This window comes from Variovorax paradoxus (genome assembly GCF_009498455.1).
In the GTDB taxonomy this organism is placed as follows: Bacteria; Pseudomonadota; Gammaproteobacteria; order Burkholderiales; family Burkholderiaceae_C; genus Variovorax; species Variovorax paradoxus_H.
This window is the reverse complement of sequence record NZ_CP045644.1, coordinates 2,584,683-2,603,722: the sequence shown is the minus strand read 5'-3', so window position 1 is coordinate 2,603,722 and position 19,040 is coordinate 2,584,683. Positions and strand designations below refer to the sequence as shown.

Here is a 19,040-nt window from a genome sequence, read left to right as displayed (position 1 = left end):
GGAACGCAGGATGGCCTATCTGAAAGAGCTCAAGGTGACCTTCACCCACAAGCGGGTGGACGACGACTTGCTGAGCAGGCCAGTGGACAGCCCCGAGCAGGTGTATGCGCTGTTCAAGGACATGCAGAACGAGGCCAAGGAAAAGGTCGTGGTGCTGCACCTCAACCCGCAACTTGAAATCCTCTCGTACGAGGTCGCCTCCATCGGCTCGGCCAAGGCCACGCTTATGGAACCGGTCGAGCTGTACCGCAACGCGATGCTTGCGCGCGCCAGTTCATTGATCGTCGTTCACAACCATCCCTCCGGCCATTGCCAGCCCTCGGACGCGGACATCAGCATCGCGATGCGGCTGCACGAACTGGGCGTGATCCACGGGATGCCGCTGCAGGACTTCATCATCATCGGAGACGACGAGTACTGCAGTTTTCGGGAAGAGAAGAGATTCCGCTAAGCCCCGGGCCGACTTGCACTCACCTGCGCAGAATCACAGCCCGCTGCGGTCTCCGCCCTCATCGAACTGCACAGCAACCTGCCGCTGCGTGCCCAACCCTTCGATGCCCAACGTGACGACATCGCCGCCCTTCAGGTAGACCGGCGGCTTGAATCCCATGCCCACACCGGGTGGGGTTCCCGTGGAAATGATGTCCCCCGGGCGCAAGCTCATGAACTGCGAGAGGTAAGCAATCAGGTAACGCACGCCGTAGACCATGGTGGCCGTGGAGCCGCTCTGGCGGCGCACGCCGTTGACCTCCAGCCACATGTCCAGCTGCTGCGGGTCGGGCACTTCATCGGGCGTCACGAGCCAGGGCCCGATCGGCCCGAAGGTGTCGGCCGACTTGCCCTTGGTCCACTGGCCCTGGCGCTCGGTTTGAAACGCGCGCTCCGACACGTCGTTGATCAGGCAATAGCCCGCGACGTGGCCCATCGCGTCCGCTTCGCTGACGTACTTCGCGGTCTTTCCGATCACCACGCCCAGCTCCACCTCCCAATCGGTCTTGCTGGAGCCGCGCGGAATTTCAAGCGCGTCGTTCGGTCCGCCGATCGCCGAGGTCGCCTTCAGGAAGACGATGGGCTCGGGCGGTACCGTGGCGCCCGTCTCGGCCGCGTGGTCCGAGTAGTTCAGGCCGATGCAGATGAACTTCCCCGAGCCGGCCACGCAGGCGCCGATGCGCGGAGTGCCTTCTACCCGCGGAAGACTCTGCGGGTCGAGCGCGGCGATGCGCGCCAGGCCGGCGGGCAGCAGCACCTCGTGGGCGATGTCGTTCACGTGCGCGGAGAGGTCGCGCAAGCGCCCGTCCGCGTCGAGCATTGCCGGCTTCTCCTGGCCGACAGGCCCGTAACGCAACAGCTTCATTCGTCGTTCCTTGGTTGTTTGTTGTTGGCTGGCTATCTGGCGGCACTGCTGCGTGCCTTGCCGAGCTCGGAGAACAGCTCTTTCGTCAGCGCCGGATCGATCTGCTTGACGTGCTTGTCCGTGACCGGCACGAGCTTCTCGCGCAGGCGCTCGCGCTCGGCGGCGGGGAACTCGGTCAACACCATGCCCTTGCTCTTCAGGAACTCGGCGGCCCGGGCGTTGACGTCGCGGTTGGCGGTGCGCTGGAAGGGCTGCGTCTCTCTGGCCGCGTCGAGCAGGATCTTGCGTTCGTCTTCCGACAACTGCTCCCAGCGCTTCTTGCTGAACAGCAGCACGACGGGGTTGAACGCGTGCCGCGTGTTGGAGCCGTACTTCTGGATCTCGTAGTACTTCGAGGCTTCCACCAGCGAGTACGGATTTTCCTGGCCGTCGACGGCCCGTTGCTCCAGCGCGGTGTAGACCTCGGGCAGCGGCAGCGGCGACGGGTTGGCACCCAGCGCGCTGAACGCATCGATCATCACGGGGATCTGCATCACGCGCAGCTTCAGGCCCTGCAGGTCTTCCAGGCGCGCAATCGGGCGCCGGCTGTTGGTGACGTTGCGAAAGCCGTGCTCGAAGTACGTGAGGCCGATCAACCCCTTCTCGGGCAGCTTGTCCAGCAGCTTGCGGCCGACCGGCCCATCGAGCACGAAGTCGGCTTCCTTCTCGTTGTTGAACAGGAACGGCAGGTCGAACAGCGAGAACTCCCGGGCCATGCCCGAGAGCAGGCCGGGGATCGCCATCGTCATTTCCACCGTGCCGCCCTGCAGCGACGCAATGACCGAGGCATCGCCTCCGAGCACGCCCGAAGGAAAGAGCTTCACCTTCATCTTGCCGCCGCTCTTCTTCTCGACGATCTCCGAGAAGCGCTGCGCGCCCATGCCCTGCGGATGCTCCTTCTGGTTGACGAAGGCGAACTTGAAGGTGCGCTCCTGGATGTTCTGCGCACCGGCAAGGCCTGCCGCCAGGAACGAGGTCAGGACGATGCACGTGGCGAGCAGGCGATGCGGCAGAGCTTTGGACATGGGTGTCTCGGTGAGAGGGTGTGGCGACCCGCGTGCGATCAGATCGCGACGCGTTCGAACTGGACGCTGCGGCAGTCCATCTCGTACTCGAGATCGACCACCGGCGGGCGGTTGTAGTGCCAGGTCAGCCCGTGCCGCGCCGCACCGCGCTTGACGATCTCGTCCGCGATGAAGGGGTGGATGTCGTGCACCGTGTACAGCTGCGAGCCCGTGGTGCTGGCCCAGGTGAAGCCCAGCGATGCCAGGCGGCGTTCCATTTCGTCGAGCACCCACTGCGCCTTCTTCAGGATGGCGGGCGGCGAGGTGTCGCCCAGGCGCACGGCATGGTCGCGGTAATGGCCCTTGCCTTCCGGCGCTTCGGCACTGCCGGCCACCACGAACGAAGCCGCCGCCTCGGCGTCGGGCACGGTGTAGCTGAACGCATGGAACGAGGGCTCCGATGGCGGCGATACCGCAGGGCACACGTTGCTTCGCGCCACCGGATTCAGGTCGCCGATGAAGATCCCCCACTCCTTCAACGTTCCCACGTAGAGGTTGTTGAATTCGACGAAGCCCTGTTCGGTGAACGGCGCCGGGGACCGCAGTTCGCACGCGCAGAAGGCGGCCAACGGACGTGAGGCCTCCTCCAGGATTTCCTTGATGCGCTGAAAGCCCTGCTTCAAGGGCAGAGGCTCCAGGAACCGCACGCGCTCGATGCGAAACCCAGGTTCGGCGGCCACGCCAGCCGAGTACTGCTGGACGCCCGGAATGAACCGATAGCCGCCTGGGAGGGAGAGTTGGAGTGCCGACACGTGATTTCCTTTTTGGAGAGCGAGAGAAAAAAAGAGAAGGCGCAGAAGCGCTCAGGGAATCTGGCTTCAGCGCTGGTTGGCCCCGCCATGGCAGGTGTAGGTGGACAGCGCCGTTCCTTGCGTGGTGGTCGAGCCCGGCACATCGAGGCACGCGCCGGAAGACACCCGGTTGCGCAACGTCGCCCCGACCACGCTCCACTGCGTAGCCATGCCCGCCGTGCACGCCAGCTGCACCAGCGGGCCACCACCCGCGTTGGTGTTGCCCTGCGCCAGGCACAGGCCGCTGTGCTTCGCGACGAACTGCGTGTAGCCGCCGCTGCTGTTGACGGTGAAGGTCTCGTTGTTGCCGTTGCCGCAGGCCCACTGCACCACCGTCGCGCCGCTGGCCGTCGAGCCGCCCGACACGTTGACGCACAGGTTGCTGACCTCCGAGCGGATGCGCGTGTCGACCGCCGGTGCGGTGTCGAACGACTTCACGTACTCACCGAGTGCCAGCACATCGGCCGCCGGCAGGCTCGATGCATTGCCGTGGCCGCCTGTGAGCACGTCCTGCAGCGTGGCCTTCTGGCCGTTGTGGAAGAAGCTCGGGTTGCTCCAGGTGCCGTAAAGCGTCGGTGTGTCGAAGCCCACGCCGGCCAGCGGCTGGTGGCTGCCCTTGCCCGACGACAGTTGGACCGTGCCCACGTCGTGCCGCAGCCCGTCGCGCAGGCTGCCGGCCGTGTGGCAGGTCGCGCACTGGGCCGTGTTGAACACGGTCTGGCCGCGCACCGCGTCCACGCTGAGGTTGCCGTCCGCCGCGCGGGCCGGGCTGCGCATGTACTTGTTCAGCGAGTTCAGGTAGGCCGCAAGGTCGTCGAGCTGCGCGTTGCGGCCCGCCTTCGGCACGCCGAGCGGGTCGCCCGTGGCCGAGAAGTCGGCGTTGGTCAGGAAGCCCGTGCCGCCGAACTCGTTGCGGATGTCGTGCTCGAAGTCCTGCACCTCGTCGAAGTTGGCGGTCCAGTGCAGCTTGCCGTGGCCCGTGCCGCGACGGCCCTGCAGGCTGATGGTGCGGCGCAGGCCTTCGCCGCGCTGCGTGAAGTCCCACACCATGCCGTCGTCGCTGCCATCGGCATGGCAGCTCGCGCACGACATGTAGTTGTTCATGCTCATGCGCCGGTCGGACGCGTTGTAGAACACCTGCTTGCCGCGCAGCGCCGCGGCGGCCATCGGCTCCTGCGCGACCGTGGTGACGTTCTGCAGGAAGGCCGGTGCGGCCGACTCCGACGACAGCACCTGCGCCACGTCGTGCACCGACACCGAGCGCGCCAGGAAGTTGTTCACGTACAGGCGCTTGCGCACCGCATCCAGGTACAGGCCGTGCGGCGCGCTGCTGGCGTTGATCTCGCCGCGCACCGAACGGTTGTACGCATCGACGATGGCGACGCGGTTGCCTTCCATCTGCGCCACGAAGATGTAGTCGCCGGCCGGCGAGTACAGCGCGGCGCGCGCGGGGGCGCGGTCGTTGAAGTCGAGCTGTTCACTGAACACTTCCGCGGCCGTCTGCAGGTTCACCTGCGACAGGATGGAGCGCACGGTCTTGTCGTGCTCCAGCGGCAGGCCGTCGCGGAAGGTGCCGCGCACGATGTTGTCCTTCTTCGAAGGCAGCAGCGCACGCGCGCCGTCCGGCGAGATCACCACCTGGCTCAGGTAGTTGGGCACGCCACGCGAGGCGGCCTCGGTGTCCACCGTGGTCGTGTCGACCGCCAGCGCGATCGGCGTGGCGCTGCTGAAGCTCTGCAGGTTCACCTTGTGCAGCTGCCCGCCCGTCATCTTCGACTTGAAGCGCGTCACGTAGGCCGATTGCGAACTCGCATCGACCGCGATGCCGCGCACGCTGCCTTCCAGGGCGAGCGTGCCCGTGGCGGCGCCGGTGGTCGGGTCGAAGCTGACCAGCGCCGACTTGCTTTCCAGCGTCAGCAGGCCCTTGGTGCCATTGGGCGTGAAGACGACACCGTACGGGCCGCTGCCGTAGGCCAGCGGCACCGTCGTCGACAGCGTGCCGTCGGCAGCGTTGAGCGCCACCAGCTTGTCGTCGCCCTGCACCGTCACCCAGATGCGGCCGTCAGGGCCCACCGCCAGCGTCTTCGGCTCGTCGCCCACGCGCACTTCCCAGCGCTTGGCGAAGGTCTCGGCGTTGATGGCAGCCACCGTACCGCTGTCGGGGTTCACCGCATACACCGAGTTCGCATCGCCCGCGATGTTGGTCGTGTGCGTGGGCGCCGCCGCCGTGACGGGTGCGATCACCGTGAGGTTGTAGGTGTAGAAGGTCTCCTGGCTGTTCGCGGCCTTCACCGTCAGCGTCACCGTGTAGTGGCCGGGGCTGCTGTAGGTGTGCGTGACGCCGGGTTGCGAGGCGTACGCGCTCTGCGTGCCGTCGCCGAAGTTCCAGCGGAACTGCGCGCCCGTGGCGCCGAGCGTGGCCGGGTTGAACGTCAGCTGGCCGTTGACGAGCTTCGGTGCGCCCACGATGCCGGGGTCGCCGATCACGGCCTGGCTACGCAGCGCAGCCACGTCGGTGTCGCCGAGCACGCGGCCGTACACGCGCACCTCGGCCAGCGTGCCCTTGAAGAGTGCGGCGTTGCCCTGGATCTGGCCCAGCAGCTGGAACTTGGTCGACAGGCCCTTGGTGCCGGTGGGGCCGGTCGACGTGGTCTTCACGCCGTCGACGTACACCGCCTGCGCGCCGGAAGCCGCGTCGCGCGTCAGCACCACGTGGTGCCAGTTGCCGTCGTTCACGGCGCTTTGCGAACGCGTGCCCGCGTTGTCGCCCACCGACAGCTTGATGTTGCCGGTGCTGTCGAGCCAGCCCCAGAACACGTCGTCCGTGCCCGGCGACTGGTCACGGCCGAAGATGCCGGGCGCGGTCCACGAGCTGGCACTGCCCGCCTGCGTGGTCTTCATGTAGAAGCTCAGCGAGGCCGTGCCGCCCAGCGTGGTGGACACGCTGTCGTTCTTCAGTTGCACGCCCGTGGTGCGGTTCGCGAAGTTCAGGCCGATGCTCTCGAACGCATCGCCGGTCGCAGGCGTGCCGTTGTTGGCGCTGATCTGATCAGACAGGTTGCCCGTCAGCGCCCAGTGGTGCATCAGGTTGATGTCGTTGGCATTGCCGGTGTTGAAGGTGGAGCGGTAGTCGGCGGCAATGGCGTTGCCCGCATAGTCCTTCAGGCCGTTGGCGGGCAGGAACACCTCGTAGGCGGTGCCCGGTTGCAGCGGCTGCACGGGGTGGAAGTTGACGATGCCCAACTGCACGCTGTAGGTGCCTGCCAGCGTGTTGCCGCCCACCGCGCGCACGATGAAGGTGTTGGCGTTCACGCTCTCCGGCAGGATGCTGTCGGTCATGCCCAGGCCGATGCGCGAGGTGAGCGCTTGTTGCTTCGCACCGTTCACGGGCGAGACCTGCTTCACTTCGGGCTTGGTGAGGTCGGGGTCCACCGCATGCACGATGAAACCGCTGCCCGAGCCGTGGTCGTTGCCGACGTAGATCAGGTTGCCGAACGGCGACACCTGGCCGTGGTCGGAACTCGAGAAATCGGGGTGCGTCGTCGCGAACAATCCGCCGCGCCCGACCTCGACATGGTTGAGCGGGTTGCTCACATCGACCTTGTGGATGTAGTTCTGCGCGCCCTGGAAAACGAAGTGGTCCTGCGTGCTGCAGTACAGCTGCTGGTTGATCACGAGCCGGTTGTCTTCGGCCACGAAGCGCGATCGGTCGCTGAGGTCGTAGCCGTACATCTTGCCGCCGCTCTCTTGTGCGGAGGCGTAGACCTTCTTTCCGTCGAAGCAGGTGGAGTAGTAGCTGGCCGTAGAGCCAGCGACGGTGTCGAGCACCTTGGGATTCAGCGGGTCTGAAATGTCCAGGCTGGCGAAGCCGCTGGTGTTGGTCATGGACGTCAGCACCATGTGGTTGCCCATGGTGAAGATCGGCCCCACGCGAAAGCCGCCGAGCTCGCCGGTCGGTATCGGGTTGGGCTTGCCGGCGCCGCGGTTCGCAAGCTGCGCGTTCGCGGGGTCTGCGGCGTCGATGACGAACACGCCCTGCTCCGCCGCCGCCACGTACAGGTAGGGCGCCTGCCACCAGAGCTGCCAGCTCACGTTGTTGTAGTCGCCCTTGTTGACGTTGGGCAGCACCAGCTTCTTCACTTGCTGGATGTTGTTGATGTCGGTGAAGTCCCAGAACTCGATGCCGAACACGCTGGGAACGGCAACGTACTGCTTGCCGCCGATGGTGGCGATGCCGATGGAGTGCGGCTCCCTCAGTTCCTTGGTGCGGCCGTCCGGCTCGTAGATGCGCTTGACGAGCTGGAGGTTGCGCGGATCGGACACGTTGTAGAGCAAGAAGCCCCCCGGGCCCAAGCCGCCGTCGGGCGTGAACGTCGTCAGGAAGTAGCCGTTGATCATGAGGCCCACGTTCTGGCCGTAGTGGTACTTGGTGTACCCGGCGGTGGGGTGCGTCACACTGCCACCGGGGATCTTCGGCACATCGGCGCCGGTGCCAGCGCCGACGCCGGTGTCCACCTCTTCCTTGATCATCGAGATGGGCTTGAACAGCTCGGCCTGCGCGTAGGTCAGGTTGCCGAGGCCAGGGCCCTGCAGCGGCAGCGGATCGGCCACCAGGTCAGCGGCCGCGGAGGCCATGCTGGTGGCGGCCTTCCTGATCGTGTCGAGGGGGTTCACCCCGGTGATCGCCGCATGCGTCAGCAACGCACAGCCGAACAGAAAACCTACCGCAAGAACTTTCTTGGTGCTCATTGTCATCCTCGCAAATTCGATCGGACGCCATCTTTCGGTGGGAAAAGATTCGATCGGAATCTAGCAGCGGATCGATGCGGGAACGGCATTGAATTTCGAAGGGAGGGTTCGAATAGTTAGATCAGTGATCAGGGTAAATGGTGATGTTTTGGCATAGGTTGTGCTTCAAAGTTCGGGCCTGAAAAAGTGAATTCATTGCCCATCGATCGCCCATGAAGGAACACCCCATGTCTCACGCCGGTCCTGTTGTCCAGCGCCTGCCCCGTCTGTCGAAGCGCAGCCTGCTGGGCGCTTCCTTGCTCGCGATGCTGTGTGCCGCGCTGCCCCACCCGAGTGCACAGGCCCAGACACAAGGTCCGCGCAACTTCGCCACGCTCGCGATGGTGGCCGAGCCGCAGACGCTCGACCCGATGGCTTCCACGGCCGACCTGGTCGGAACCATCATGCAGCACGTGTACGAGACGCTCTACACCTTCGACGCCAAGTGGAACGTGGTGCCGATGCTGGCCGAGGGCATGCCGAAAATTTCCGCCGACGGCAAGACCTACGCGATCACGCTGCGCAAGGGCGTGGCGCTGCACAACGGACGCGAGCTCACGGCCGACGATGTGGTCGCCAGCCTGCAGCGCTGGATGGACCAGTCGCCGCGTGGCAAGGCCGTCAGCAAGGAAATCGAGACGCTCAAGACCAAGGGCCCGCTGGGCGTGGAGATCGTGCTGAAGGCGCCGTATGCGCCGCTGCTCTCGCAACTGGCACTGCCCAGCAATGGCACGGCCGCGATGATGGCCAAGGAATCGATGGCTTCGCCGCTGAAAGACTTCGTCGGCACCGGCCCCTACAAGTTCAAGGAACGTCGCCCCGACCAGTTCGTGCTGCTCACGCGCTTCGACAAGTACAGCGCACGCAAGGAGGCTGCGAGCGGCTATGGCGGCAAGCGCGAAGCGGTCATCGAAGAGCTGCGCTTCGTGCCCGTGCCCAACGCCAGCACGCGCGTCGAGGGTGCCCTCGCGGGCCAGTACGACTTTGCCGACCTGCTGCCCGTGGAGGCCCTGCCGCGCCTGGAAAAGGCCAGTGGCAAGACGCTGCCGATCATCACGCCCGCGTTCGGTTTTCCGCTGGTGGTCTTCAACACCAAGGAAGGCGCGCTCGCCAACCAGGCCGTGCGCCAAGCCCTGCAGACGGCAATGGGCCAGGGCGAGATGCTCGCGGCCGGTTTCGGCGACACACGCTTCTTCATCGCGGAAGCGAACCACTTTCCCAAGAGCTCGCCGTTCTACTCGGCGGCCGGCACCGAGCAGTACAACCAACGCAACGCCACCAAGGCGAAGGATGCTGCGGCCAAGGCTGGCTACAAGGGCGAGCCGATCCGTGTGCTGACCAGCCGCCAGTACGACTTTCACTACAACATGTCGCTCTTGATGGCCGAGCAGCTCAAGCGCGCCGGCTTCAAGGTCGACCTCAACGTGGTCGACTGGGCCACGCTCACCCAGCGCCGCAACGATCCGCGCCTGTGGGAAATCTTCATCACCCATTCGGGGCTGTTCCCCGAGCCGATGCTGTCGCCGCCCCAACTGGGCGACGGTGCACCAGGTTGGTGGGACTCGCCCGCCAAGAAGGCATCGCTGAGTGCCTTCAACACCGAGAGCGACCCGGCCAAGCGCGGCGCGTTGTGGGGCAAGGTGCAGCAGGTGGTGTACGACGAGGTGCCGTACATCAGCGTCGGCAAGTTCAACGCGCTCTCGGCCAAGAGCCCCGCGCTGGACAACTACCAACCCACGAACTGGCCCTTCTTTTGGAATGTGAAGATCAAGTAGGAGGCGCGCTTGTTCCGTTTCATTGCCTCGCGCTTCGCCGGCATGCTCACCGTGCTGGCCCTGGTCGCCGTGCTCGTCTTCGTGCTCACCCGCGCGGCCTCGGGCGACCCGATCTCCGTGCTGCTGGGCGACCAGGCCACCGCTGCCGACATCGCCCGCGTGCAGAAGGACTACGGCCTGGACAAACCCCTGCCCGTGCAGTTCGGCTACTGGCTGCGCGAAGTGCTGCAGGGCAACCTGGGCACCTCTATCTTTTTGCAGCGCCCGGTCACGCAGGCGCTGTGGGAGCGGGCCGAGCCCACCACCTTGCTCGCGCTGCTGGCCGTCGCCATCGCCGCACTCATCGGCGTGCCCTGCGGCATCGTCTCTGCGGTGTTCCGCGGGCGTGTGGTCGACCAGTTCTTCACAGGCATTGCGATGCTGGGTGCCAGCATTCCGAGCTTCTGGATGGGCATCGTGCTGATCCAGATCTTCGCGGTGTCCTTCGGCTGGTTCCCTGTGTCGGGCTACGGTGCGCCCGATGCCCCTTTCGCCGAGCGGCTGCATGCGCTGGTGCTGCCGGCCACCGTGCTGGGCCTCTTGAACTCCGCGCTCATCATCCGCTTCACGCGCGCCTCGATGCTCGACGTGCTCGGCGAAGACTACGTGCGCACCGCGCGCTCCAAGGGCCTGAGCGAGAGCACCGTCGTCTTGAAGCACGCGCTGCGCAACGCACTGGTGCCCATCGTCACCGTGATCGGCCTGACCGTCGCGCTGATGATCGGCGGCGCCGTCATCACCGAGACCGTCTTCGGCCTGCCGGGTGTCGGCAACCTCGTGGTCAACGCCGTGCTGCGGCGCGACTATCCGGTCATCCAGGGCGCGCTGCTCGTGATTGCCGCGATCTATGTGCTCATCAATTTCTCGATCGATCTGCTGTATGCCGTCGTCGATCCTCGCGTGAAGGTCTGAGTCGTGCAGATGCCAAGAATGCTCCGCCAGCTGATGCACCGCCGCATCGTGATGGTCTCCGCCCTGGTGCTGCTGGTGATTGCCGTGCTCGCTGTCGGTGCGCCGCTGTTCGCCTCGGCCGACCCCAACGACACGGCCGTGCTGCAACGCCTGAAGGCGCCCAGTGCCGAACACCTGCTCGGCACCGACGAACTGGGGCGTGACATGTATGCGCGCATCGTGCACGGCGCGCGCTACTCGCTGGCCATCGCGGCGCTCACCGCCTTGGGCTCGGTCATCGCCGGCACGGTGCTGGGTCTCATGGCCGGCTTCTTCCGGCGCCTGGACACGCCCTTGATGCGCGTGGTCGACGCCATGATGTCCTTTCCCGACATCCTGCTGGCCATCGCGCTGGTGGCGATCCTGGGGCCCTCGCTGATGAACACCGTGCTCGCACTGGTTCTGGTCTACACGCCGCGCGTGGCACGCGTGGTGCGGGCTTCGACCTTGGTGGTGCGCGAGTTGCTCTTCGTCGAAGCCGTGCGCGCCCTGGGTGTTCGCACCTCCCGCATCCTGTGGCGCCACATTCTGCCGAACCTGATGTCGCCGATCCTCGTGCAGGTGTCGTTCATCTTTGCCTACGCGATCCTGGCCGAAGCGGGTTTGTCGTTCCTCGGCGTCGGCGTGCCGCCCGAGATCCCCACCTGGGGCACGATGGTCGCCGGCAGCCAGCAGTACGCGCACCAGGCCTTCTGGGTCGTGCTGTTCCCGGGGCTGGCGATCATCTTCACGGCGCTGTCGCTGCAATTGCTCGGTGATGGCGTGCGCGACCTGCTCGATCCGAAGCTCAAGAAGACCTCGTGATGAACACCACGAACACCACCCCACGTCTCACGGTCACCAACCTGAGCACCAGCTTCCCTACCGAAGACGGCCTGATCCGTTCGGTGGCCGATGTGAGCTTCTCCATCCAACCCGGCAAGACCACAGCACTCGTCGGAGAGTCCGGCTCGGGCAAGTCGGTCACCAGCCTCACGCTGATGCGCCTGCTGCCCAAGACCGCCAACGCGCAGGTCAGCGGATCGGCTTCTTTCGTCACCCGCGAAGGCAAGACGCTCGACCTGCTGCAGATCGGCGAACGCGAGATGCGCTCGCTGCGCGGCAACCAGCTGTCGATGATCTTCCAGGAGCCCATGACGAGCCTGAACCCGGTGTTCACCATCGGCGAGCAGATCGCCGAGAGCGTGCGCCTGCACAAGGGGCTCGATCGCAAGGCGGCGCTGGTCCATGCGCTGCGCATGCTGGAGCTGGTCGAGATTCCGGCTGCTGCCCAACGCATTCACGAGTACCCGCACCAGCTCTCGGGCGGCATGCGCCAGCGCGTGATGATCGCGCTCGCGATGGCCTGTGACCCGACGCTCTTGATCGCCGACGAACCCACCACGGCACTTGATGTGACCATCCAGGCGCAGATCCTGGAGCTGATGCGCCGGCTGCAGGCCGAGACGGGCATGAGCATCCTGTTCATCACGCACAACCTGGGCGTGGTGGCGCACCATGCCGACGACGTGGTGGTGCTGTACTCGGGGCGCGTGGTCGAGCAAGCGCCCGTGCGGCCACTCTTTGCACAGCCTGAGCATCCGTACACGCAGGGCCTGCTGGCGTGTCTGCCGGGCAAGGCGCGGGTTCCTGGGCAGCCCAAGCCCAAGCGGCTGTTTGCCATTCGCGGGCAGGTGTCGAGTCCGCTGGCGCCGCCGCCGGGCTGCGCCTTCGAGCCGCGCTGCGACCAGGCGCTGCCGGAATGCCGCAGTGCGATGCCGCCGCTGATCGACATCCGCCAGGACCGCCAGGCGCGCTGCGTGCGCGTGCAGCCGGACCAGCCTTTGGTGAGAGTCGCATGACAAGCGCACCGCCTGGCGTGTTGCTCCTTCCCCTTCCGGGGGAAGGCTGGGATGGGGGCAAGCGGCGTTCGTTCGGCGCAGTGCTTCATCCCGTGCCGTCGTGCCCCCACCCCAACCCTCCCCCGGAAGGGGAGGGAGCTAATACAAGAAGCCCACGATGATGACCACCGCCGTCCCCCTCATCGAAGTCCGCGGACTTAAAAAATACTTCGGCAGCAGCGACCGCCCCGTGCGCGCGGTGGACGACGTGTCCTTCGCCATCCACCCCGGCGAGACCCTCGGCCTCGTCGGCGAATCGGGCTCGGGCAAGAGCACCATCGGCCGCACCGTGCTGCGCCTCGTCGAACGCACCGAGGGCCAGGTGCTGTACCGCGGCGACGACATCGGCGGCCTCTCGGGCGAACGCATGCGCAAGCTGCGCAGCAAGCTGCAGATCATCTTCCAGGACCCGTACGCGAGCCTGAACCCGAAGATGCGCATCAGCGCGATCCTCGGCGAGGCGCTGTCCACGCACGGGCTGCACAAGGGCGCGGCGGCACGCGACAAGCGCATCGCCGAGCTGCTCGAAACGGTGGGCCTGCGCCCCGAGCATGCCAGCCGCTTCCCGCACGAGTTCTCTGGCGGCCAGCGCCAGCGCATCGGCGTGGCGCGTGCACTGGCCGTGGAGCCCGAGTTCATTGTGGCCGACGAGCCGCTGTCGGCGCTCGATGTGTCCATCCAGTCGCAGGTCATCAACCTGCTGGCCGACCTGCGCGAGCGCCTCGGTCTCACCATGCTCTTCATCTCGCACGACCTGGACGTGGTCGAGTACCTGTGCGACCGCGTGGTGGTGCTCTATCTGGGCAAGGTGATGGAAGTGGCGACCACCGACGAGCTGTTCGCGCGGCCTTTGCACCCCTACACGCAGGCGCTGCTGGCCGCGAGCCCGAGGCCCGACCCCACGCTCGCCACCGAACGCATTGCCCTGAAGGGCGACATCCCCAGCCCGATATCGCCGCCCTCGGGCTGCGTGTTCCGCACGCGCTGCACACATGCCATCGAGGCGTGCGCGCAGACCGTGCCCGCCCTCGAAGAAATCTCGGCGGGCCACTATCGCGCCTGCCTCCGAAAAGATCTGCTCTCCAACATCGCTGCATGACCATGACCGACAACCTCAACGATCCGCTGCTGGGCAGCAACTTCAAGGGCTATCCGCGCACCCAGGCACCGCGCCGACGCAGTGAAATCGGCGCCGCCGGCTGGAACGTGCTGGCCGGTGACCTTCCGCTGCCGCTGGCCGTGCTCAAGCGCGAAGCGCTCGAACACAACCTCCAATGGATGCAGGCGCGCGTGCGCGAATGGGGCATCGACCTTGCGCCGCACGGCAAGACCACCATGTCGCCGCAGCTCTTCCAGCGCCAGCTGGATGCGGGCGCCTGGGGCCTGACCTTTGCCACCGTCACGCAGCTCGCGGTAGGCGTGGCTGCCGGCGTGCGTCGCACGCTCATCGCCAACCAGGTGGTGAGCGACGAAGACCTGGCCGGCATCCAGATGCTGCTGCGCGCGCATGCCGGCCTGCGCGTCGTGTTCCTGATCGATTCGATCGCACAGCTGGCGCTCATCGAAGACTGGTCCAAGCGCAACCCCGCGAGTGTGCCCTTCGAGGTGATGCTCGAGATCGGCATCGACGGCGGACGCACCGGTTGCCGCACGCACGACGAAGCGATCGCCGTGGCCAGTGCAGTGCGTGCCAGCAGCGCCGCGAAGCTGGTGGGCATCGAGAGCTACGAAGGCCTGAATGCCACCGGGTCCACCGAGCAGGACACGGCCTTTGCCAAGGCATTGATGGACCGGATCGAAGCCGTGGCGCGCCACTGCGACACGCAGCAACTCTTCGAGACCGACGAGGTGCTGGTCTCGGCCGGCGGCTCGGCCATCTTCGATCTCGTGGCCGGGCGCCTGAAGCCCGCACTGGGCTCGCCGGTGCGCGGCCTGTTGCGTTCGGGCTGCTACGTCACGCACGACCACGGCTTCTACAAGCGCATGGTGAATGTGGCCGACGAGCGCATGGGGTGCGAGTGCGGCGAAGGGCTGACACCGGCGATGGAGGTCTGGGCCAACGTGCAGTCGCGACCCGAGCCGGGCCTGGCGATCCTGTCGGTGGGCAAGCGCGACATCTCTTTCGACATGTCCATGCCCATCCCCATTGCACACGCAGCACGCGGTGCATTGCAGTCGCACGCGGTGCCCGCCAGCTGGAAGGTCACGGCACTGAACGACCAGCACGCCTACCTGCGCTGGGACGCGAACGACGAAGCGCAAGCCCCGGTCGTCGGCGACCGTGTCGGCCTGGGCATCTCGCACCCCTGCACCACCTTCGACAAGTGGCACTGGATGCCCGTGGTCGAGAACGACTACCGCGTGAGCGATGCAGTCGTGATCCATTTCTGAGCAAGGCGACGCATCCCCCATGAACACACAGAAGAACGGCGCGACGCTGCTCGAAGGCGGCCTCGTGGTCGACGGCTCGGGCGGCCCTTCGTGGCCCGGCGACGTGCTGCTCCAGGGCGACCGCATCGTCGCGCTCGGCGAAGGCCTGCGCGCGCGGTTGCCCGCGGGGCTGAACATTGCGGACATCGACGTGATCGATTGCCGCGGCAAGGTCATCGCGCCCGGCTTCATCGACGCGCACACGCACGACGATGCCATCGTGTTGCGCGACCCGTTGTGCCTGCCCAAGGTGTCGCAAGGCATCACCACCGTGGTCACGGGCAACTGCGGCATTTCGCTCGCGCCGTACCGCACGCCGCAGTCGAAGCCGCCGCTCACGCTGCTGGGCGCCGACTCCTTCAAGCACGCGACCATGGCCGAGTACCGCGCCGCGGTCGATGCGGTGCAGCCCGCGCTCAACGTGGCGGCACTGATCGGCCACACCACACTGCGCTTCGCGGCGATGCAGGCGCTCGACCGGCCCGCGAACGGCGATGAACTGGCACACATGGCCGCGCTGCTCGACGACTGCATGGCCGCAGGCGCGCACGGCCTGTCGTCAGGCCTGTTCTATGAAGAAGCGTTTGCCGCACCGGCCGAAGAGGTCACCGCGCTCGCGCGTGTCGTCGCGCGCCATGGCGGCGTGTACGCCACGCACCTGCGCAGCGAGATGCAGCAGATCATCGAAGCGATGCATGAGGCCGGCGACTCCGCTTTTGAAGCCGGTGTTCCCTTGATCATCTCGCACCACAAATGCGCAAGCCCGGCCAACTGGGGCCGCACCAAAGAAACGCTGCCGCTGATTGACGCCCTGTCGCAGCGCCAGGAGATCGCGATGGACGTGTACCCCTACGTGGCCGGCTCCACCGTGCTGCGCGAGGACATGGTCGATGGCGTGATCGACGTGCTGCTGACCTGGTCCGAGCCCCACCCCGAGATGGCCGGCCGCCTCATCGCCGACATCGCGCGCGAATGGGGCACCACCGAGAAGGAGGCCAGCCTGCGCCTGAAGCCCGGCGGTGCGTGCTATTTCCTGATGCAGGAAGAAGACGTGGAGCGCGTCATTGCGCATCCGCGCACCATGATCGGCAGCGACGGCCTGCCGCATGACCGCCATCCGCATCCGCGGCTTTGGGGTGCGTTCCCCCGCGTGTTTGCGCGCTACTGGCGCCAGCGCAAGCTCTTCACGCTGGAGCAGGCGGTGCACAAGATGACGGGCATGACGGCGCGCAACCTGCGCATCGCGGATCGCGGCCTGCTGCGTGTCGGCGCGATGGCCGACGTGGTGGTGTTCGACCCCGAGACCATCACCGACACCGCGACCTACGACCAGCCACTGGGCGTGAGCGAAGGGATCGAACGCGTGTTCGTGAACGGCGTGCTCGCGTACCGAGGTGCGAGCGAGGCGCGGGTGCTCGCGCGTGCGGGGCGCATGCTGACACGGCAGGCGCGCGCTGCGAACTGAGCGTCGCCGCGCCTCGTCCCTGCCATCCCGTAGAGTGCACGCATGATCGAATCCACAACCCTTCGGTACTTCTACGAGGTCGCGGCCTTTGGCTCGGTGCGCGTGGCGGCGGAAAAGCTCTTCGTCGCCCAGAGCGCCGTCAGCCGGCAGATCGCGCTGCTCGAAGACGAACTGGGGGTGCCCGTGTTCGAGCGCCACGCACGCGGCATGGCACTGACCGCGGCCGGAGAGCTGCTGCTGCGCTATGCACAGGACAACAAGACGCAGCTGGCCGACCTGAAGGGCCAGATCCACGAGTACGAAACACTGGCCAAGGGCCATGTGCGCGTGGGGTGCGTGGAAGGCATCCTGCACGGCCTGCTCACGAGCTTCATGCCGAACTTCATCCGCACGCACCCGGGCATCACCTTCTCGCTCGACCTCATGGGGTCGCATGCGGTCGGCGAGTCGGTGGCGGAGCACAAGTACGACCTGGGCATTCTGTTCGGCGCTTCGCCGCGGCCCGACCTCATCGAGCTGCAGAAGATCGAGCAGCCGCTGTGCGTGATCGCGTCGCCGCAGCATCCGCTGGCACAACTGCGCAGCTGCACGCTCGCGCAGGTCGCCGATGCGCCGCTTGCGTTGCCCGACCGCTCCTTCGGCCTGCGCCAGCTGGTCGACCGCGTCAGCTCCAAGGGCAAGTTCAAGTTGAACATCGCGGTCGAGACGAACTCGCTGTCCTTTGCGAGCCGGCTGGTCGCGGAGTCGGACCTCATCACCTTCCAGCCGAGCGACGTGGTCGCGCCGCTGATCGAGGCCGGCAAGGTGGTGGCCATTCCGCTCACCGATGCGTCGCTGCGCTCGGCGCGCGCCACGCTGGTCGCGAGCTATTCCCGGCGCCTGTCGCTCGCAGCCAACCACCTGTCGCAGTCGCTGATCGCGTACATGCAAGGGTGGCAGCGGCCCGTGAAGCCGGGGCGCGCGAGGGGAAAGTCGGAATAGTCCCGGCGCGCCAAAGCTTCGGCGTCGAGAGGCTCAACCCGGCAGCGTGACCGTGATCATCTTGATCTCGGTCATCGCCTCCAGTGTGTGCATGCCGCCCAGCCGGCCGATGCCGCTTTTCTTGCCGGAGCCGCCGCCGAACGGCAGGTGAAGCTCCCACCAGGTCGTGCCCGCGTTGATGTTGACGATGCCGGCGGGGATCGCCTTGGCCATGGCGATGCCGCGGCCGATGTCTTGCGTGAAAACGCCCACCGAGAGTCCGTAGTCGTTCTGCAAGGCCAGGGTCAGGGCCTGCGCTTCGTCCTGGAAGGCGATGACCGGCACGACGGGGCCGAAGGTTTCTTCCCGGCACAGCCGCATGGTCGGGGTCACGTCGCGCACCACGGTCGGCTCGAAGAAGAGGTCGCTGCCCAGGTCCGGCCGCGCCCGGCCGCCGTGCAGCAGGCGCGCACCCTGCGCGATGGCCTCGTCCACATGCGCGCGCACCTTGGCCGCCACCTTGGCGTTGTTGAGCGGGCCCATGGTCGTCGCGGGATGCAAAGGATCGCCCAGGACCTGATCGGCCGCCTTGGCGACCAGCTTGTCGCAGAGGCGATCGACCACGCTGGCATGGGCCAGCACAACGCCTGTGGCCGCACAGACTTGCCCTGCATTGAAGAACGCGCCGCCGGCTGCTGCAGCGGCGGCTGCATCGAGGTCTGCATCCTCGCAAACGATCAGAGGCCCATTGCCTCCGAGCTCGAGCAGCAGGGGCTTTCCGGCGCCTCGTTCGGCGATGCGCTGGCCCGTCGCGGTGCTGCCGGTGAAGGCGATGGCGGTCACGTCCGGGTGCACGACCACCGCATCGCCCACGGTCGCGCCCTCCCCGACCACCAGGTTGAGAACGCCGGCGGGCAAGCCGGCCTTTTCGATGGCGGCCATCAGCGCGCAGGCCACGAGCGCGGTGGACGGTGCGGGCACCCAGACGATGGTGTTGCCGGTGGCAATGCCGGGGGCGAGGTACTCCACGGGGATGTTGACCGGGAAGTTCCAGGGCGTGATGACGCCGTACACGCCGCGCGGCTGCCGCAGGGTGAGGACGAGCTTGCTCGGGTCTTCCGCCGGCAGCGTCTTCCCGCCCATCTGCTTGACGAGTTCGGCGGCAAGCCGGAAGCCGTCGGCGGCCTTGGCGACTTCGCCGAGCGCCTCGGCCAAAACCTTGCCTTGCTCGCACGACAGCGTGTGCGCGATGGCGCCGCGCGCGGCATCGATCGATGTCGCGATCGCCACGCACATTGCAGCGCGTTCGAACACCGGCGTGGCGGCCCAATCGATCGCAGCGGCCTTGGCGGCGGCGATCGCCGTGTTCGCCGTCTCGCGGCTTGACCGGGGCACGGTGGCGATGGTTTCACCATAGGCCGGGTTGACCACCGGCATCGTGTCGATGGTGGTCGACCAGCGCCCGCCGATGCAGTTTCCCGTTTCGACGTCGGACATGCAGTGG

Annotated in this window: 14 protein-coding genes; 9 read left to right on the top strand and 5 right to left on the bottom strand. The window is 66.5% G+C overall.

Features of this window, described 5'->3' with window-relative positions:
- The first annotated feature begins 10 nt into the window (after positions 1–10).
- Complete coding sequence (locus GFK26_RS11850; RefSeq protein ID WP_153282137.1) at positions 11–451, top strand: JAB domain-containing protein; 441 nt, start codon at positions 11–13, stop codon at positions 449–451.
- A 33-nt stretch (positions 452–484) separates the two neighbouring features.
- Here the strand turns inward: GFK26_RS11850 and GFK26_RS11845 are convergent, their stop codons facing one another.
- The 4 genes from GFK26_RS11845 to GFK26_RS11830 form a co-directional block, all read right to left on the bottom strand.
- Positions 485–1,354 (bottom strand): fumarylacetoacetate hydrolase family protein, encoded by an 870-nt coding sequence (locus tag GFK26_RS11845; protein WP_153282136.1) that lies wholly within the window; start codon positions 1,352–1,354, stop codon positions 485–487.
- A gap of 32 nt (positions 1,355–1,386) precedes the next feature.
- A complete protein-coding gene (locus tag GFK26_RS11840) occupies positions 1,387–2,418 on the bottom strand; it encodes a TRAP transporter substrate-binding protein (RefSeq protein WP_153282135.1) in 1,032 nt (343 codons plus the stop codon).
- Between the two features lie 38 nt (positions 2,419–2,456).
- Positions 2,457–3,209: a hypothetical protein gene (locus GFK26_RS11835; protein WP_153282134.1), complete on the bottom strand. Its 753-nt coding sequence runs from the start codon at positions 3,207–3,209 to the stop codon at positions 2,457–2,459.
- A gap of 66 nt (positions 3,210–3,275) precedes the next feature.
- Positions 3,276–7,997, bottom strand: coding sequence for an RICIN domain-containing protein (locus GFK26_RS11830; protein WP_153282133.1), 4,722 nt, complete (start codon positions 7,995–7,997; stop codon positions 3,276–3,278).
- Between the two features lie 227 nt (positions 7,998–8,224).
- On the opposite strand from GFK26_RS11830, the gene GFK26_RS11825 reads away from it, so the two are divergent.
- From GFK26_RS11825 to GFK26_RS11790, 8 genes are all read left to right on the top strand, one after another.
- Positions 8,225–9,811 (top strand): ABC transporter substrate-binding protein, encoded by a 1,587-nt coding sequence (locus GFK26_RS11825; protein ID WP_153282132.1) that lies wholly within the window; start codon positions 8,225–8,227, stop codon positions 9,809–9,811.
- A gap of 9 nt (positions 9,812–9,820) precedes the next feature.
- Positions 9,821–10,762: an ABC transporter permease gene (locus GFK26_RS11820; protein ID WP_153282131.1), complete on the top strand. Its 942-nt coding sequence runs from the start codon at positions 9,821–9,823 to the stop codon at positions 10,760–10,762.
- Between the two features lie 3 nt (positions 10,763–10,765).
- Positions 10,766–11,605, top strand: a complete 840-nt coding sequence (locus GFK26_RS11815) for an ABC transporter permease (RefSeq protein WP_153282130.1) — start codon at positions 10,766–10,768, stop codon at positions 11,603–11,605.
- Positions 11,605–12,642: an ABC transporter ATP-binding protein gene (locus GFK26_RS11810; RefSeq protein ID WP_153280375.1), complete on the top strand. Its 1,038-nt coding sequence runs from the start codon at positions 11,605–11,607 to the stop codon at positions 12,640–12,642. Before GFK26_RS11815 ends, GFK26_RS11810 begins: the two co-directional genes overlap by 1 nt.
- Positions 12,643–12,802: 160 nt before the next feature.
- Entirely contained in the window at positions 12,803–13,780 is a 978-nt protein-coding gene (locus tag GFK26_RS11805) for an ABC transporter ATP-binding protein (RefSeq protein WP_153282129.1), read from the top strand.
- The gene (locus GFK26_RS11800; RefSeq protein WP_153282128.1) at positions 13,777–15,072 is read left to right on the top strand and encodes an amino acid deaminase; all 1,296 of its coding nucleotides are present in this window, start codon (positions 13,777–13,779) and stop codon (positions 15,070–15,072) included. The genes GFK26_RS11805 and GFK26_RS11800 overlap by 4 nt, the downstream gene beginning before the upstream one ends.
- 19 nt (positions 15,073–15,091) lie before the next feature.
- Complete coding sequence (locus GFK26_RS11795; RefSeq protein WP_153282127.1) at positions 15,092–16,576, top strand: N-acyl-D-amino-acid deacylase family protein; 1,485 nt, start codon at positions 15,092–15,094, stop codon at positions 16,574–16,576.
- 42 nt (positions 16,577–16,618) lie between these two features.
- Positions 16,619–17,557, top strand: coding sequence for a LysR family transcriptional regulator (locus tag GFK26_RS11790; RefSeq protein ID WP_153282126.1), 939 nt, complete (start codon positions 16,619–16,621; stop codon positions 17,555–17,557).
- A gap of 33 nt (positions 17,558–17,590) precedes the next feature.
- Here the strand turns inward: GFK26_RS11790 and GFK26_RS11785 are convergent, their stop codons facing one another.
- Positions 17,591–19,033, bottom strand: coding sequence for an aldehyde dehydrogenase family protein (locus tag GFK26_RS11785; protein WP_228121979.1), 1,443 nt, complete (start codon positions 19,031–19,033; stop codon positions 17,591–17,593).
- Positions 19,034–19,040 lie beyond the last annotated feature (7 nt).

Coding starts and splice junctions, on each gene's coding strand:
- GFK26_RS11850 (WP_153282137.1), top strand. CDS start 11: ATGGCCTATCTGAAAGAGCTCAAGGTGACCTTCACCCACAAGCGGGTG.
- GFK26_RS11845 (WP_153282136.1), bottom strand. CDS start 1,354: ATGAAGCTGTTGCGTTACGGGCCTGTCGGCCAGGAGAAGCCGGCAATG.
- GFK26_RS11840 (WP_153282135.1), bottom strand. CDS start 2,418: ATGTCCAAAGCTCTGCCGCATCGCCTGCTCGCCACGTGCATCGTCCTG.
- GFK26_RS11830 (WP_153282133.1), bottom strand. CDS start 7,997: ATGAGCACCAAGAAAGTTCTTGCGGTAGGTTTTCTGTTCGGCTGTGCG.
- GFK26_RS11825 (WP_153282132.1), top strand. CDS start 8,225: ATGTCTCACGCCGGTCCTGTTGTCCAGCGCCTGCCCCGTCTGTCGAAG.
- GFK26_RS11810 (WP_153280375.1), top strand. CDS start 11,605: ATGAACACCACGAACACCACCCCACGTCTCACGGTCACCAACCTGAGC.
- GFK26_RS11805 (WP_153282129.1), top strand. CDS start 12,803: ATGACCACCGCCGTCCCCCTCATCGAAGTCCGCGGACTTAAAAAATAC.
- GFK26_RS11800 (WP_153282128.1), top strand. CDS start 13,777: ATGACCATGACCGACAACCTCAACGATCCGCTGCTGGGCAGCAACTTC.
- GFK26_RS11795 (WP_153282127.1), top strand. CDS start 15,092: ATGAACACACAGAAGAACGGCGCGACGCTGCTCGAAGGCGGCCTCGTG.
- GFK26_RS11790 (WP_153282126.1), top strand. CDS start 16,619: ATGATCGAATCCACAACCCTTCGGTACTTCTACGAGGTCGCGGCCTTT.
- GFK26_RS11785 (WP_228121979.1), bottom strand. CDS start 19,033: ATGTCCGACGTCGAAACGGGAAACTGCATCGGCGGGCGCTGGTCGACC.